At 71.6% G+C, this 15,549-nt stretch carries 12 protein-coding genes and 3 tRNA genes; 6 read left to right on the top strand and 9 right to left on the bottom strand.

The window, feature by feature from the left end; genetic code table 11:
* Positions 1–20: 20 nt before the first annotated feature.
* Entirely contained in the window at positions 21–1,631 is a 1,611-nt protein-coding gene (locus LDL49_RS36070; RefSeq protein WP_225298056.1) for an amidohydrolase family protein, read from the bottom strand.
* A gap of 188 nt (positions 1,632–1,819) precedes the next feature.
* On the opposite strand from LDL49_RS36070, the gene LDL49_RS36075 reads away from it, so the two are divergent.
* On the top strand, positions 1,820–2,656 hold the full coding sequence (locus LDL49_RS36075; protein ID WP_225298058.1) for an SAM-dependent methyltransferase: 837 nt from the start codon (positions 1,820–1,822) through the stop codon (positions 2,654–2,656).
* A 13-nt stretch (positions 2,657–2,669) separates the two neighbouring features.
* On the opposite strand, the gene LDL49_RS36080 is transcribed toward LDL49_RS36075, so the two are convergent.
* From LDL49_RS36080 to LDL49_RS36110, 7 genes are all read right to left on the bottom strand, one after another.
* Positions 2,670–5,096, bottom strand: a complete 2,427-nt coding sequence (locus LDL49_RS36080) for a glycoside hydrolase family 95 protein (RefSeq protein ID WP_225298060.1) — start codon at positions 5,094–5,096, stop codon at positions 2,670–2,672.
* A gap of 49 nt (positions 5,097–5,145) precedes the next feature.
* A complete protein-coding gene (locus LDL49_RS36085; RefSeq protein ID WP_225298062.1) occupies positions 5,146–7,026 on the bottom strand; it encodes a glycoside hydrolase family 97 protein in 1,881 nt (626 codons plus the stop codon).
* A 495-nt stretch (positions 7,027–7,521) separates the two neighbouring features.
* Positions 7,522–7,596: transfer RNA gene (locus tag LDL49_RS36090), tRNA-Val, on the bottom strand.
* A gap of 4 nt (positions 7,597–7,600) precedes the next feature.
* Positions 7,601–7,671 (bottom strand) — tRNA-Cys (locus tag LDL49_RS36095).
* A gap of 15 nt (positions 7,672–7,686) precedes the next feature.
* Positions 7,687–7,758: transfer RNA gene (locus tag LDL49_RS36100), tRNA-Gly, on the bottom strand.
* A 34-nt stretch (positions 7,759–7,792) separates the two neighbouring features.
* Complete coding sequence (locus LDL49_RS36105; RefSeq protein ID WP_225298064.1) at positions 7,793–8,305, bottom strand: hypothetical protein; 513 nt, start codon at positions 8,303–8,305, stop codon at positions 7,793–7,795.
* Between the two features lie 89 nt (positions 8,306–8,394).
* Positions 8,395–9,177, bottom strand: a complete 783-nt coding sequence (locus LDL49_RS36110; RefSeq protein WP_225298066.1) for an SDR family NAD(P)-dependent oxidoreductase — start codon at positions 9,175–9,177, stop codon at positions 8,395–8,397.
* A gap of 106 nt (positions 9,178–9,283) precedes the next feature.
* Between LDL49_RS36110 and LDL49_RS36115 the strand changes: the two genes are divergently transcribed.
* Together LDL49_RS36115 and hutH are read left to right on the top strand one after the other, a co-directional pair.
* Positions 9,284–9,997, top strand: coding sequence for an ArsR/SmtB family transcription factor (locus tag LDL49_RS36115; RefSeq protein WP_225298068.1), 714 nt, complete (start codon positions 9,284–9,286; stop codon positions 9,995–9,997).
* A gap of 16 nt (positions 9,998–10,013) precedes the next feature.
* A complete protein-coding gene (gene hutH, locus LDL49_RS36120; RefSeq protein ID WP_225298070.1) occupies positions 10,014–11,564 on the top strand; it encodes a histidine ammonia-lyase in 1,551 nt (516 codons plus the stop codon).
* Between the two features lie 28 nt (positions 11,565–11,592).
* On the opposite strand, the gene LDL49_RS36125 is transcribed toward hutH, so the two are convergent.
* Positions 11,593–12,747, bottom strand: a complete 1,155-nt coding sequence (locus tag LDL49_RS36125) for a Rid family hydrolase (protein WP_225298072.1) — start codon at positions 12,745–12,747, stop codon at positions 11,593–11,595.
* Positions 12,748–12,805: 58 nt separating this feature from the next.
* On the opposite strand from LDL49_RS36125, the gene LDL49_RS36130 reads away from it, so the two are divergent.
* From LDL49_RS36130 to LDL49_RS36140, 3 genes are read left to right on the top strand one after another with little or no spacing between them, the layout of a single operon-like run.
* Complete coding sequence (locus LDL49_RS36130; protein WP_225298074.1) at positions 12,806–13,723, top strand: LysR family transcriptional regulator; 918 nt, start codon at positions 12,806–12,808, stop codon at positions 13,721–13,723.
* Positions 13,690–14,718, top strand: a complete 1,029-nt coding sequence (locus tag LDL49_RS36135; protein ID WP_225298076.1) for a chorismate-binding protein — start codon at positions 13,690–13,692, stop codon at positions 14,716–14,718. Before LDL49_RS36130 ends, LDL49_RS36135 begins: the two co-directional genes overlap by 34 nt.
* Positions 14,715–15,545, top strand: coding sequence for an aminotransferase class IV (locus LDL49_RS36140; protein WP_225298078.1), 831 nt, complete (start codon positions 14,715–14,717; stop codon positions 15,543–15,545). Before LDL49_RS36135 ends, LDL49_RS36140 begins: the two co-directional genes overlap by 4 nt.
* Positions 15,546–15,549: the final 4 nt, after the last annotated feature.

A 15,549-nucleotide genomic window follows, 5' to 3' on the forward strand; every position in this document is an offset into this window, starting at 1 on the left:
CGGTAGCGACCGAGATGGGGCTACGGGATGCGGCGGGCCGCGGCGGCCGTCCAGGTGCGCAGGTAGGACTCGGCGCCCGCCGCCATGTCCCGCACGATGTCCGGACCGGCGATGATCCGCATGTCCTCGATCCAGTCGGGCACCAGGCCGTAGTTGGCGACGCCGTCGGTGTTGACGTCCCAGACCCGGTCGCCGGTACGCAGCCGGTCCAGGGACACGCTCCCGTCGAAGGACGTGAAGGGGTACGTCACCGGGTTCGCGGCGTTGCCGGCCCGAGGCGCGGGCAGCCGGCCCAGGCCGTTGACGTCCAGGCCGTAGCCGTAGCCGGGGATCTGGTGGGCCTGCCTGAGCGGCTGGGTACGGCGCCACTCGGCGACGAAGTCCCGCGCGTCGTGCCCGTACTGCGTGATCATCCCGCCAAGGGCGTAGATCCGGTCGAAGTAGCTCGGGTCGGCCCAGCTGTGGGAGGAGATCACGCCCGGGTAGCCGGCCGCCTCGAGGATGGCGAGCGTACTGCCGGCGGCCTTCGCGCTCATGTGGTCGAGCTCCACCAGCATGCCCCGGCGGATCATCCCCTTGACCATGTACTCGCCCAGGGAGGTCAGCCCTCTGGTGTTGCAGTGCGGCGCGGGGGGATAGATCGGCAGCGAGACGCCCGGTGGCAGCAGCCCGGCCAGCTGGTCGGGCAGGACTCCGGCGGGGTCGATCGGATTGTCGTGCGCGGGCCCGGTGCAGGTGCGCGCCTGCCAGAAGGAGCCGGTGCTGAGCAGGTTGCCCAGGTTGACGATGGCGCCCTGGGTGCCGGAGTCGAAGCGCACGCCGCACAGCGCGTTGTCGTACTTGTGGCAGACGAACATGCTCCGTACGCCGAGCGCGTACATCTCGTCCAGCCCCCGGTCGATCTGCCCCTGCGTGCACTGCGGGATGCCGAGGATCTGGCGGCAGCCGAACGGCTCGGAGGTCTCGATCCCCAGAACGACGGCGAGCTTGCCCGCCTCGACCGTCCGCCTGGCCTCGGTCGGGTCGAGGACGATCCTGAACCAGCCCCGTCCGGGCCCGCCGTACTGGGTGTCGATGTAGTCCTGCAGCTCACGGGCCCGCTGCGCCTCCAGCCTGATCGTGGTCATCTCGTCGCAGGAGTTCTTCCTCAGCGGGTAGATCGCGCACAGCTGGCGGTTGGCCACCAGGTCGTTGACCATGATCCGGAGCCCGCCGCGCCAGGCCCGCTCCACCCACGTGTAGTACGCCTGCTGGTGGGTCAGCGAGTCGTGCGCCGGCCAGTCGCGGAACGTGGGCCAGCCCACCGGGTCGTGGGTGCCGGTCGCTGAGCCGGTCCGGGTGAAGTTCTCGAACCAGGCCAGCTCGCCGTGGGGGTAGTGATCGGGGCAGTCCGCCAGGGCGTGGGAGATGCCGCCGGGGTCGAACGGCTTCCCGCACAGCAGCATGCCGCCGAACGCCTCGTAGGAGAACAGGTGGCTGTGCGCGTCGACGAACCCCCGCACGTCGGACGCCGCCGTCGCCGACCCGTCTCCCGGCGTGGCCGGTGAGGACGCCGCCGCCGACCTGCCCCCGGGCGGGGCCAGTAAGGCAGTCAGAAGGAGGAGGACGACGGCGATGGATCGGCGACGCATCACGGACACCTCACACGGCTGGGGGGCCTGCCGTCAGCATCCGCCACCCTCGCCACTCCAGCAAGGCCCAAACGTGAGCGCATCTCATCACCGCTGGTCGAGGTGTAATGTCCGGCTTTATAGGTTCGGCGTAGCTTGCTGTCGTTGGGCATAATCAAAGAGCTATTCGACAGTGGAGGAGACGCCGCATGAGTGACGAGGCCCGGTGGATCGCAGGAATCGACTCCAGCACACCGAACCTCGCCCGGATGCACGATTACTTCATCGGGGGCAAGGACAACTTCGCCGTCGATCGGGAGGCGGCCGAGGCCGTGCTGGCCAAGGCGCCGGAGGTCCGGGTCATGGCGCAGGAGCACCAGGCGTTCCAGGGACGGGTGATCCGGTTTCTCGTGGAGCAGGGCATCACCCAGTTCATCAACCTGGGCTCGGGGCTCCCCAGCGAACCCAACACCCACGAACTGGCCCGATCCCTCGCCCCCGACGCCCGCATGGCCTACGTGGACAACGACCCGGTGGTGCTCGCGCACGCCCGCGCGATCCTGGCCAGGGGGGCCGGGACCGGCGTCGTCAAGGGCGACATCCTGCATCCCGCCGAGCTGCTGGCCGACCCCGACCTGCGGCAGGTGATCGACCTCGACCAGCCGGTGGCGGTGCTGCTGTTCGGCGTCCTGCAGTACATCCCGGACAACCACCAGCCCTTCCAGCGCGTGGCCGAGTTGCGCGACGCGTTGCCGGCCGGCAGCCACATCGTCATCACGCACGTCGTCTTCGACTCCCGCCCGGAGGTGGCGGAGCCGATCGTCGCCCTCTACCGGAGGATGCTGGGCCACGCCGAAGGCGGCGCCCGTACGCGCGAGACGGTGCTGCCCTTCTTCGACGGGCTAGAGCTGGTCGAACCCGGGCTGGTGTACGTCCGGGAATGGCGGCCCGAGAGCCCTTTCCTGAACGAGAGACCGGAGAAGGCGTGGGTGATGGTCGGCGTCGGCCGAAAGCCCGGGCCCCCGGCCGAGGACGCCCACCCCTAGGGCCTGTCGTCGTCTACCGTCCGACGACGTCGATCCGGTAGTCACCGCCGGCTCGCGCCCGGAACGTCACGGTGTCTCCGTCCACGCGGTACGCGACCGGACGGCCGTGCCCCGCCGTGACCCGGACCCCGCCGCGGAACGCGTCATTGCGGAGCTTGACCTCGCCGCCCTGGTCGGAGGTCAGCCGGGCCTCAGACAGCTTCCCGGCCGCCCAGCTCAGCCCCACTGTGTGGGCGCCGCGGGCACGCAGGCCCGTCACCCGGCCGGCCGGCCACGCGGCGGGCAGCGCCGGGAGCAGGTCGATCGCGCCGAGGTGGCTCTGCAGCAGCATCTCCGTCATGCCGGAGGTCGCACCGAAGTTCCCGTCGATCTGGAACGGCGGGTGGGTGTCCCACAGGTTGGCCAGCGTGCTGGTCTGGAGCTGGTCGCGCAGCAGCTTGTGCGCGCGGTCGCCGTCGAGCAGCCGAGCCCAGAAGTTGATCTTCCACGCCTTGCTCCAGCCGGTGCCCACGTCGGTGCGGGCGTTGAGGGAGACCTTGGCCGCCGCCGCGAGCTCCGGCGTCGTACGCGGGGAGATCTGCCGCCCCGGATGCACCGCGAACAGGTGGGAGACGTGCCGGTGGGTCTCCGCCGGGTCGTCGATGTCCTCCTTCCACTCCTGCAGCTGCCCCCACCGGCCGACGCGCAGGCCGGGATCCAGCTTGGCCAGCACGCCGGCGGCCACGGTCGCCTGCTGCCGGTCGCCCACCAGCCCCGCGGCCTCGCGCAGGTCGGTGAACAGCTGGAAGAGGATCTGCTGCGACATCGACGCCCCCGCCGTGGCCGGGCCGAGCTCGGGGGAGCGGCTGGGGATGGCGACGAGCCTGCCGTCTCGGGGGTCGGTCCGCAGGTAGTCGAGCCAGAACCGCGCGGTCTCCTTCATGATCGGGTACGCGGTCCGCTTCAGGAAGCGCTCGTCCAGCGTGAAGCGGTAGTGGTCGTAGAGCTGCTCGGACAGCCAGGCCCCCGATTCGGGGAAGAAGTAGGCGGGGTGGTCCCAGGCGCCGGTGTGGCCGAAGATGTTCGAGGCGTGGTGGGCGACCCAGCCGCGCGCCCCGTACATCTGCTCGGCGGTGACCCGGCCGGGTTCACGCAGCCCGTTCACGTAGTCGTGCAGCGGCCGGGCCAGCTCGGCCAGGTTGGTCATCTCGGCGGGCCAGTAGTTCATCTGCAGGTTGATGTTCAGGTGGTAGTCCGACTGCCACGGCGGCGCCTCCTGGAGGTTCCACACGCCCTGGAGGTTGGCGGGCAGCGAACCGGGGCGGGAGGAGGCGATGAGCAGGTAGCGCCCGTACTGGTAGAAGAGCTGCTCCAGCGCCCGGTCGGCGGCCGGGTTCGCACCGTTGCCGTACTGGGCGAGCAGCTCGTCGGTGGGGATCGCGGGCAGGGTTCCGCCCAGGTCCAGCCGTACCCGGTCGAACAGCGCGGCGTGGTCGGCCCGGTGCGCGGCCAGCAGCCTGGCGTACCCCTGGCGCGCGGCGGCGTCCACCCGCGCCGTGAGCTTGCCGTGCGGGTCCTCGCCCTTGTAGGTGGGGTAGTCGGCGGCGTAGTCGGTGCCGGTGCCGAGGATGAGGACCACCGAGTCCGCGCCGGTCACGGTGATGGTGCCGTCGGGGTTGTCGGTCCGGCTCCCGCCCTGGTTGAGCACTCGCAGCTGGGCCTCGTACGCCATCCCGTTGCTCGTCAGCGACCCCTTGACGGTGAGCCGGCCGCGCTCGGCCGTGGCGCTCGCCGAGCGGTTGGCCGGCACGGCGATGCCGGCGGTGAAGGTCACGCCGCCGGGCCTGTCGGCGGCCAGCCGGGCCACGATCACGCCCGCGGGCGCGGACGCGAAGTACTCGCGGGTGTGGCGGACGCCGCCGGCCGTGAACGACACGCCCGCCACCCCGCGCGTGATGTCGAGCCGCCTGCGGTAGTCATCGGCCTGCGCGGGCAGCCCGGGGAAGGCCAGCCGCAGGTCGCCGAAGCTCTGGTACGCGCCGAACCGGCGCTGGCGCGGCGTGTCCGAAGTCAGCCCGAGCGCGGCCAGGACTGCCTCGGGCGGGATGCCGCCCTCCTTCCAGATCCGCTCCCTGACGGCCTCCAGCGCGCCGGGTCGCGGGGCGTCCCAGTTGCCGAAGTTGTAGTCGGCCACACCGGGGCCACCGGTCCACAGGGTCTTGTCGTTGAACTGCAGCCGCTCCGCCCCCACCCCGCCGAACACGGTCGCGCCCATGGCGCCGTTGCCGATCGGCAGCGACCGCGTCTCCCAGCCCTCGTTCGTGTCGGGGGCCGGCTCGTCGTACCACAGCGTGTACGGCTCCGCGGCGGGCTCACGCGCCTGCGCCGATGCGGCCGGGACCACGGTCAGCGCCGCGCCGAGAAGCAGGACGATCGGCCCTGCCAAAAACCGTCTTCTCATCAAAATGCACCTATACATCGGAGGTGTGGGTGGAGCCTTGGTCGGAGGTCTAGCGGTCGCAGGTCGTGATCCGAGGATGCCAGTGGCAGGCGACGGCGGCGTATCCGCCCTCGTCGGGCACCGGCACCGACAGCCGGCCGCGGGGCCCGTCGACCACGTGGCTTTCGCGTACCAGGCCGGCCGGGCCGTCACGGACGACCTCGACCAGCCACCGGCCGCGCAGCATGCTCAGCGGCACGTCGAGCGTGCGCGCCGCGCCCGAGATCCCGGCCCCCACGAACCAGCGGTCGCCGCTGCGCCGGGCCAGCACCACGTGGTCGGCCGGGCGGCCGGACAGCAGCCGCGTCTCGTCCCAGGCGGTGGGCACCTGCTCGAGGAAGCGTTCGGCCTCCGGCCTGGCCTGGTAGGACTCGACGGTGCCCGCCAGATCCTGCAGGCCGGACTCGTACGTCACCGCCAGGCCCAGCTCGTGCGCGTCGGAGGTGGGCCGGCCCGCCCGGTGGAAGGCCATCGGCGTGTAGTCCATCGAGCCGACGACGTTCCTGGTGAAGGGCAGGGTGGTGATGTGGGCGGTGGTGAGCGTGCGCTTCTCGCCGCCGTGCACGCCCTCCATCGTCATCACGTGCGGCCAGGTGCGGTGGATGCCTTTGGGGATGGTCGAGCCGTGGAAGTTGACCAGGAGCCGGTTCGCCGCGGTCGCCGGCAGGATCTCGTCGTACCAGCGCAGCCGCTCCTGCGACTCGGAGTCCATGAAGTCGATCTTGACGCCGCGCACGCCCCAGCGGCTCAGGGTGGGCAGCCACAGCGCGCGTTCCTCCGGCGTGTCCAGATCGCGGAAGTGGATCCACACCACGATCCCCACGCCCTTGGCCCGCCCGTACTCCACGAGCCGCGGCATCCAGCTGGTGGTCGGCCAGTTTGGATCGGTGACGTCCCATTGGTCCTTCAGGAAGTACCACCCGGCGTCCACCGCCACGTACGGCCAGCCGCGCGCCGAGGCGTAGTCGACGAACGCCTGCTGCTTCTCCAGGCTCTGCCCCGCCTCCCTGCCGCCGGCGAGCCAGGTCCACAGCACCTGGCCCGGCGCGATCCAGGAGGTGTCGCGGACCCGGGAATCGGGGGCGAGGTCGTCCACCAGCGTGGACTCGGTGACCGTGGCCAGGTCCCCGGCGATCAGCACCCGCCATGGGCTCTCGCCGGCCTGCACTTCTTCGTCCCAAAGCCGCAGACTGTAGGTGCCGGTGCCCTCCTCGTGCGCCAGTCGCGGCCCGGAGTAGCCGCCGTCGAGGCCGGACTCGGTGAACAGGACGTAGTGGCCGCCGGTCTCGAACAGCGCGGGCACCATGAAGTCGGCCGCGGGCGCGGTCAGGGCCGTGTACTGGACGAACGGGTTCTCGTAGTCGCGCCGGTGCTGGGCCAGCCAGGCGGTGGCGTTCCGGGGCAGCGTGTACGCGGACGTCTCGCGCAGGACGGGACCGTAGTCTTCCGGCAGCCGGTACCTGTAGGCGACGCCGTCCCGCGCGACCCTGACGACCAGGTCGAGCCGGGCACCGGTGGCGTTCGCGAAGGCGAACGTCGCCTCGCGCATGAGCGCCGACCGCCTGAGCCGCTTGCCCACCGTGGTGGTGTAGTGCTCGGTCACCAGACGGTCGCGGCGATGCAGGAAGCGCAGTCCCTGGGACAGGTCGGCCCGTTCGGTGACGATGCCGACCGGGCTCGGCTCCAGGACACGGCCGCCGCGGTGCGTCGCGGCGAAGGTGAGGGTGCCCGCCTGGAGGTCGAGCGAGAGCTCCGCCGCCGGACCGCCGGGGAAGGCGGAGACCTTCCAGCTTCCGGGCGCACCTTGATCGGCCCAGGCGGGCAGGGCGGGCAGGAGACAGAGGCATAAGAGGAGGGCGGCGCACAGACGTATCGGTGTGGCGGTCGGCATGACAGCTCCTGAGGGCCACATACATCGGATGTGTTCACGGATGGTAACCCGTGGAGGTCCGTTTGACCAGGGCCAAGATCGGACCTGTCTCCCGCGTGTCAGATCCCGGCGGCGCGCCGGCCTAACCTGACCGCGCGGCCGTACCTCGGTGCACGAGGCATCCGCACCCTGCGCCGCGGCGGATCGATCGACCCGGTGGCCTGAGGCGGACTCCGGAACCCATGAAGCGCCGCGATGCCTTCATCGCGTAGCTGGTGGAACGCGGGGGTGAGCGCGTGAAGGGAGCTCGCTGACGTATCGCGGATGGCGTGGCGGCTGGCTGGGGACGAGCGGCGTCAAGGGAGATCGCCGGATCACGGTCATCATGGGTCCGCACAACATCGGCACTGGTGCTGACAACGGCCATGATCAACCCATGGCAGCAAGAAGCCCCAGCTTCCGGCAGGTGCCGTGGGCTGGGGCCATAACCCCTGTTTGACCAGGTCTTGCGCTAAATGGTGGACGATACTGGGATTGAACCAGTGACCCCTTCCGTGTCAGGGAAGTGCTCTCCCGCTGAGCTAATCGTCCTGGGAGGTGGAGACGGGATTTGAACCCGTGTAGACGGCTTTGCAGGCCGTTGCCTCGCCTCTCGGCCACTCCACCGAGCCGGAAGCTCCGAGCGGAAGACGGGATTCGAACCCGCGACCCTCACCTTGGCAAGGTGATGCTCTACCACTGAGCCACTTCCGCGTTGTCTCCGCTGGTGTGCGGCGACGAGAGAACTCTAGCGAATCCTGGCCGAGTCCCCAAACCGGAGGGTTCCCACCTGCTCGGCGTACCAGGTGATCCCGGACACGTGCTCGGCGATCTCGCGCAGGGTCCAGTTGGGGGAGTGCGGCCGGTCCCAGGCGTCTGGGACCGTGGCGTAGCGGTTCACGTAGGACCGGCCCAGGCGGGTCCAGCGGGAGCGGGCCTCGGCCAGGTCCAGCTCCGTGAAGCGGGCCCAGTCGGCCTCCAGCGTCACCATCCGGCCGTGCCAGTGGTCGTCCTGCGGGGTGGCGCCCGCCAGGAGCGCCTCGACTTCGGCGAGGTGGTCGATGAGGTGGTCCTGGATGCGGCGTACGGCTTTCGCCGGGGTCCACAGGTTGGCCCCGTCGGTCACGATGGGGGTGCCGTCCCAGGCGAGCCAGGTCTCGGCGATGGTGAGGCACCGGTCGACGGCTTCGGCGACGAGGAGTGCGGGGTTGTCCGTCGCCTCGGCAGCGACATGGGCGGGGTTGGTGGCGTTGCCTGTCATGGGGTCGATCGTGGCCGTGGAACGGTTGGGGCGGCGTCTAAGCGTGGTTGCGTCTGGAGGTCGCGACGGCCCGGCCAGGGGAGCCGAGGTCAGCCGATGGTGTGGCCGCCGTTGACGGTGATCCGTTCGCCCGTCACGAACGCCGCCGCCTCCGAGGCCAGGAAGGACACCGCGCCCGCCACGTCGTCAGGCGTGCCCATCCGGCCGAGCGGGACGTGCGCCCGGTACGTCGCCAGCTCCTCAGCGCCGATCTCGGCGTGCCGTTCGACGGGGATGAAGCCGGGCGCGACGAGGTTCACCGTGACGCCGTGCGGTCCCAGCTCGCGGGCCCATGCCCGGGTGAGCTCGTGCTGGGCGGCCTTTGCGGCGATGTAGGCGGACATGCCGGGTAGGGCGCGGTCCACGATGTCCGAGCCGATCTGGATCACGCGGCCCCGGCCTCGTGCCTTCATGCCCGGTAAGGCCGCCTGGATGAGGAGCGTGGGGCTCTTGACGAAGAAGTGGAGCTGGTCCAGGTGCGTCTGCCAGGTGAGATCCTCGAACGCGACCTTCGGCTGGGCGCCCGTCGCGTTGAGGACCAGCACCTCCACGGGGCCCAGCCGGTCGGTGACCTGGGCGACCAGTTCGGCCGTCGCGGTCTCGTCGGTGACGTCCCCCGCGAACGCCTCGGCGGATCCACCGGCGGCGCGGATGCCGGCGGCGACCTGCTGGGCGCTCTCCTGCCCGGAGTGGTAGCCGACGGCCACGGTGTGGCCGTCGGCGCCCAACCTGCGGGCGATCACGGCGCCCAGGCCGCGGGACGCTCCGGTGACGAGCGCGACGCCGGCTCCTGCTGACGAAGCGCCGGCTCCTGCTGCGGACGGGACTGCCAACTCGACCCCCTGACTAGGCTCTCCCGGCAGCCTAATCGGGCGCCGGCCGCTGGGTGGGGGGCCATGCTTCGACCACCGGCGAAATGTCCATGGGTTAGCGTCAAGTATGGCCGCCGAACACATCGCCCACGACTCCGACATCGCGCCCGTCGCGGCGCTCATAGCCGATCCCACCAGGGCGGCCATACTCACCGCGCTGCTCGGCGGTCGCGCGCTGGCCGCCGGGGAGCTCGCCAGGCTGTCCGGCGTGAGCGCCGCCACCGCGAGCGCGCACCTGTCCCGCCTGCTCGACGGGCGGCTCGTCGACGTCGTACGGCAGGGCCGCCACCGCTACTACCGCCTGGCCGGCCACGAGGTCGCCGAGGTGCTGGAGGTGCTGGCCAGGGTGAGCACCCGGCCGCCCATCCGGTCCCTGCGCCAGTCGCGCCAGGCCAGGCTGCTGGAGGAGGCGCGTACGTGCTACGACCACCTGGCCGGGCGGGCCGGTGTGGCGCTGTTCGACCAGCTGGTCCAGGGCGGTTTCCTGGTGAACCAGGAGGTCACGGACAAGGGGGAGCGGCTGCTGGCGAGGCTCGGGGTGGACGTGGCGGGGGTACGGAAGGCCAGGCGGCGGTTCGCCCCGGAATGCCTGGACTGGACCGAGCGCCGGGCCCACCTCGGCGGGGCCCTTGGCGCGGCGGTGACCGGCGCGTTGCTGGAGCACGGCTGGTACCGGCAGGGCGCCGTTCCCCGGGCGGTGATGCTGACCGACGAGGGCAGGGAAGGGCTGGCCGCCCTGTTCGCCGGTAAGGAGCTAACATCACATACGCCGGTTACCTAAGCAGGAGAGTCACATCATGCGCGACAACGGAGTCGTGAACGTCGGTCCAGAGCCCCTCACCTTCGACGACGTCATCAGGGTGGCCCGTCACGGCGCCGCCGTACAGCTCACCGACGACGCCATCGCCGCGATCTCCGCGGCCCGGCAGCTGGTCGACGAGCTGGCCGAGAGCGCGGTGCCCGCCTATGGGATCTCGACCGGGTTCGGGGCCCTGGCCACGCGGCACATCGACCCGGCTCTGCGCGCCCAGCTCCAGCGCTCGCTGGTCCGCAGCCACGCCGCGGGCAACGGCCCCGAGGTCGAGACCGAGGTGGTGCGCGCGCTCATGCTGCTGCGCCTGCACACGCTGGCCACCGGCCACACCGGCATCCGGCCGACCACCGCGAAGACGCTGGCCGCGCTCATCAGCGCGGGCATCACGCCGGTCGTGCACGAGTACGGCAGCCTCGGCTGCTCGGGCGATCTGGCGCCGCTGGCGCACGTGGCGCTCACCCTGATGGGCGAGGGCGTCGTACGGGATGAGTCCGGAAATATCACTGCGGCGGAAGAGGCGCTCAAGCAGGCGGGCATCGAGCCCGTCGAGCTGGCCGCCAAGGAGGGCCTCGCGCTCATCAACGGTACGGACGGCATGCTCGGCATGCTCATCCTGGCCATCGACGACCTGACCAGGCTCGTCAGGACCGCCGACGTGAGCGCCGCGATGAGCGTCGAGGGGTTGCTGGGCACCGACCGCGTCTTCGCCCCCGAACTGCAGGCGCTGCGGCCGCAGCCCGGCCAGGCCCTCTCCGCCGCCAATATGATGAAAATTCTGGATCAATCGGGCATCATGGCGAGCCACCGCGACCCGGCCGCCTGCACCCGCGTCCAGGACGCCTACTCCCTGCGCTGCGCCCCCCAGGTGGCCGGAGCCGCCCGCGATACGATCGCCCACGCCGCGAACGTGGCCACCTGGGAGCTGGCCAGCGCCGTGGACAACCCCGCCGTGCTCTCCGACGGCCGCGTCGAGTCCAACGGCAACTTCCACGGCGCCCCCGTCGCCTACGTACTGGACTTCCTGGCCATCGTCGCCGCCGACCTGGCCTCGATGTCCGAACGCCGCACCGACCGCTTCCTGGACGTGGCGCGCAACCACGGCCTGCCGGCGTTCCTGGCCGACGACCCCGGTGTCGACTCCGGCCACATGATCGCCCAGTACACCCAGGCGGCCATCGTCTCCGAGCTCAAGCGGCTCGCCGCACCCGCCAGCGTGGACTCGATCCCCAGCTCCGCCATGCAGGAGGACCACGTCTCCATGGGCTGGTCGGCGGCCCGCAAGCTGCGCAAGTCGGTCGACGGCCTCACCCGGGTGCTGGCCGTCGAGGTGCTCGCCGCCGCCCGCGCCCTCGACCTGCGCGCCCCGCTGGAGCCGGCGCCCGCCACCGGCGCGGTGGTCAAGGCGCTGCGCGAGACCGTCCCGGGGCCCGGCCCCGACCGCTTCCTGGCGCCGGAGATCGAGTCCGCCGTCCGCCTGGTCGCCGACGGCGGCGTGGTCACCGCCGCCGAGTCCGTCACGGGCCGCCTGGCGTAATTTTTCGCCATATTTCGATCCCGCGCTGCTAGGGCAGCGCGACGATCGCGTCCATCTCCAGCAGCAGCCCCGGCATGAACAGCTTCGACACCTCCACGGTCGTGCTCGCGGGCGGCGTCCCCGGGAAGTACTTGCGGCGCACCTGCCCGTACGCCACCCGATCGTCCATGTTCGTGAGGTACGTCCGGAGGAACGCCACGTCCTCGAACCCCGCCCCCTGATCGGCGAGAATCCGCCCCAGGCACTGGAAAACGTGCTCGGCCTGAGCCGCCATGTCCCCCTCCCCGACGAGCTGCCCGTTCGCGTCGAAGGCCGCCTGCCCGGAGACGTACAGCATGTCGCCCACCCGTACGGCATGGGAGTAGAAGCCGTTCGTGGCCGGCACCGTTGCGGGGTTGATCGGCACGGCCCGGTGCGCGGGCCGCCCGCCGACGTGGGCGGCGATCGCCGTTACGTCGTGGTCGCCGAGCCCGGCCGCCTCGGCCTCCTGCAGGCGTGCGCGGGCCGCGGTGGCCAGGGTGGCGGCCGGCCAGGCGGCCAGCGTCAGATCCTTGGCCGCCAGGCCGAGCGCGTAGCGGGTCTCGGGGGCGGGCGTGCGCAGGCGTTCGGCCAGGACGCCCAGCGGGGTGCCCGACAGCACCTCGGCCAGGGCGTCACGGTCCACCCCGTGCGCCTCCCCGTACGCGTACGTCTCCGCCAGCAGCACCTGGGCCGGCACGAGGGCGCTCATGACGGCGAGTTTCATCGCCGCGCCCGCCCCCGGCGGCCCGCACTCGCGCGCGGTGCCGAACACCGACAGCACCTCGCGCACGCCCGTCAGGTCACCGCCCGCCAGCACGGTCAGCGTGCCGTCGGCCGCGGGACCGACGCTGCCCAGCACGGGCGCGTCCACCAGCTTGACGGACGCGGGCAGCAGCGCGCGCAGCTCCCGCACCGCCTCCGGGCCGATCGTGGACATCTCCACCACCGTCGCGTCGGGCCGCAGCCCGGGCAGCGCGGCCGTCAGCACCTCGCGTACGGCGGCCGGGTCACGCAGCATCGTGATGACCAGCTCCGCCCCGTCGACCGCCTCGGCGACGGGAACACCGGTCCCGCGCCGCCATGTCGTCACCTGATGCCCGGCCTCGCTGAGCCGCCGGGCCATGGGGACGCCCATGCGTCCCTGTCCGAGAAATGCAATCACATCCCCCAGTTAACTGACATGCGAGGCATTCCACCACCGACTAGATTGCATGCCAGCCATGACAGACGTGAATGCCTTCGACGCCGTCGCGCTCCGCCTCTTCGACGAGGTGGCCAGGAGCGGCTCGTTCACCGCCGCCGCCGAACTGCTCGGATACACCCAGTCGGCCGTCTCGCGGCGGATCGCCGCCCTGGAGCGGGCCACCGGTGGGCCGCTGTTCGAGCGGCTGGCCAGGGGCGTACGGCTGACACCGGCGGGCGTGGCGCTGCACCGGCACGCCGTAGCCGTGCTCGACCGGCTCGACCGCGCCTGCGAGGAGCTGACCGCGATCCACGGCGGCAGCGGCGGCACGCTGCGGGTCGGCGCGTTCGCCACGGCCAACGTCGATCTCGTGCCCGTGACGCTCAAGCGGTTCGCCGAGCGCCGGCCGGAGGTCGGGCTGCGGCTGGTCGAGGGGCTGACGACCCGGCTGATGGAGCGGCTGCAGGCGGGCGCGCTGGACGTCGCGGTGATCAGCGACTACCCCGCCGGGCTGCCCGCCGACGGCGGCCGGATCGTCCCGCTGCGCGAGGACCGGCTGCTGGTGGCGCTGCCGCGGGCGCACCGGCTGGCCGCCGAGCCCGACGTGGACCTGCGCGACCTGGCCGATGAGACGTGGATCGAGGCCGCGCCGCGCGGGCAGCCGACGCTGCTCGTCACCGCCTGCGCCGCCGCCGGGTTCACCCCGCGCAGCGGGCTGCGGGTGGCCGAATGGACGGGCAAGTTCGGCTGCGTCGCCGCCGGGCTCGGGGTGACGCTGGTGCCGGAGCTCGCGGCGCGGGCCGTACCCGCGGATCTGGTGTTGCGGCCCCTGAGGGGGTTGGTCCCGGCGCGCAAGGTGTACGCGGCCCTGCCTGAAGTGCCGCTGCCGTCCGCGCGGGAGTTCGTCCGATTGCTGGGAGAATGGCAGGTGTGTACGACGGCTTCGCCTCCGTAGGCAACCTCTTGGCCACCGGCCTGCGCGACCTGACGACCGACCTGGCCGCCCTCGACGGCGACGGCTGGTGGGCGGTGGTGGTCGACTATGAGGGCGTCGACAAAGAGGGCAAGGTGACGTGCGCCCGCTTCGACCACGTACGCCAGGCGCCCCTGCCCACCCCCAGGACCCCCTGGCACGGCCCCGCCCCCGACCGGTGGCACAGCTCCCTCGACCAGGCCGCCTACGAGCGGGGCGTCCAGACCATCCGCGACTACATCGAGCGGGGCGAGGTCTACCAGGCCAACCTCTGCCGCGTCCTGACCGCGCCGCTGCCCCACGACGCCGACCCGCCGGCCCTGGCCGCCCGCCTGGCCATCGGCAACCCGGCCCCCTACGCGGCCGTCGTCCAGGTGCCCGGGCTGAGCGTGGTGTCGGCCTCGCCCGAGCTGTACCTGTCGCGCGAGGGGGACATGGTCGAGTCAAGACCGATCAAGGGCACCGGCGCGACGGCGGACGACCTGCTGGAGAAGGACTACGCTGAGAATGTCATGATCGTCGACCTGGTCCGCAACGACCTCGGCCGGATCGCCGCCGTCGGCTCCGTCGAGGTGCCGTCGCTCTGCGCCGTCGAGGAGCATCCCGGGCTGGTCCACCTCGTGTCGACCGTACGGGCCAGGCTGGCGCCGGGAGCGGGCTGGCCGGAGTTGTTCGCGGCGACCTTCCCACCCGGTTCGGTCACCGGCGCGCCCAAGTCGTCCGCGTTGCGCATCATCAATGAGCTCGAACCGGAGCCGCGCGGGCCGTACTGTGGGGCCGTGGGCTGGGTCGACGCCGGCCGTCGACGGGCGGCGCTGGCCGTGGGCATCCGTACGTTCTGGATCGAAGCAGGCGAGATCCGCTTCGGCACGGGCGCGGGCATAACCTGGGGCAGTGATCCCCGGCGTGAATGGCTCGAGACCGAGCTGAAGGCGTCCAGGCTCATCGCACTGGCATCCTCAGGAGGAAATAGATGACCATCCCTGTCTGGGTCAACGGGGAGCTGCTCGACCCCGCGCAGGCGACCGTCTCGGTGTTCGACCATGGGCTGATGGTCGGCGACGGAGTCTTCGAGACCATCAAGATCGTGCACGGCGAGGCGTTCGCGCTCACCAGGCACCTCGACCGGCTCGCGCTGTCGGCCCAGCGCATGGACCTGCCCGCGCCCGACCTCGGGGCCATCGAGGACGGCGTCGGCAAGTGCCTGGCCGCCGCGCCCGACTGGCCGCTCGGCCGCATCCGCATCACCTACACCAGCGGCCCGGGCCCCCTCGGCTCCGACCGCGGCGACCAGGGCACCACCTCGATCGTGATCGTCGACGAGCAGAAGCCGTTCCCCGGCACCGCCAACGTCACCGTCGTCCCCTGGCCGCGCAACGAGAACGGCGCCCTGGCCGGCGTCAAGAGCACCTCCTACGGCGACAACGCCAAGGCCCTGGCCCACGCCAAGGCGCGCGGCGGCGGCGAGGCCATCTTCGGCAACCTCGCGGGCAACCTGTGCGAGGGCACCGGCTCCAACATCTTCATCGTCCGCGACGGGCGGCTGCTCACCCCGACCCTCGACTCCGGCTGCCTGGCCGGCGTCACCAGGGCGCTGGTGCTCCAATGGTGCGGCGGCGAGGAGACCGACGTACCGCTGTCCGCCCTCTACACCGCCGAGGAGGCGTTCCTGACCTCCACCACCCGCGACATCCAGCCGATCAGGCTCGTCGACGAGACCGAGCTGCCGGTGGCCCCGGGGCCGATCACCGCGAAGGCGATGCGGATCTTCGCCGAGCACGCCGCCGCCGACCTCAACCCCTGAGCGG

This window comes from Nonomuraea aurantiaca (genome assembly GCF_020215705.1).
Classification (GTDB): domain Bacteria; phylum Actinomycetota; class Actinomycetes; order Streptosporangiales; family Streptosporangiaceae; genus Nonomuraea; species Nonomuraea aurantiaca.

Coding starts and splice junctions, on each gene's coding strand:
- LDL49_RS36115 (WP_225298068.1), top strand. CDS start 9,284: ATGGCCGCCGAACACATCGCCCACGACTCCGACATCGCGCCCGTCGCG.
- LDL49_RS36130 (WP_225298074.1), top strand. CDS start 12,806: ATGACAGACGTGAATGCCTTCGACGCCGTCGCGCTCCGCCTCTTCGAC.
- LDL49_RS36085 (WP_225298062.1), bottom strand. CDS start 7,026: ATGCCGACCGCCACACCGATACGTCTGTGCGCCGCCCTCCTCTTATGC.
- hutH (WP_225298070.1), top strand. CDS start 10,014: ATGCGCGACAACGGAGTCGTGAACGTCGGTCCAGAGCCCCTCACCTTC.
- LDL49_RS36140 (WP_225298078.1), top strand. CDS start 14,715: ATGACCATCCCTGTCTGGGTCAACGGGGAGCTGCTCGACCCCGCGCAG.
- LDL49_RS36070 (WP_225298056.1), bottom strand. CDS start 1,631: ATGCGTCGCCGATCCATCGCCGTCGTCCTCCTCCTTCTGACTGCCTTA.
- LDL49_RS36105 (WP_225298064.1), bottom strand. CDS start 8,305: ATGACAGGCAACGCCACCAACCCCGCCCATGTCGCTGCCGAGGCGACG.
- LDL49_RS36075 (WP_225298058.1), top strand. CDS start 1,820: ATGAGTGACGAGGCCCGGTGGATCGCAGGAATCGACTCCAGCACACCG.
- LDL49_RS36135 (WP_225298076.1), top strand. CDS start 13,690: ATGGCAGGTGTGTACGACGGCTTCGCCTCCGTAGGCAACCTCTTGGCC.
- LDL49_RS36080 (WP_225298060.1), bottom strand. CDS start 5,096: ATGAGAAGACGGTTTTTGGCAGGGCCGATCGTCCTGCTTCTCGGCGCG.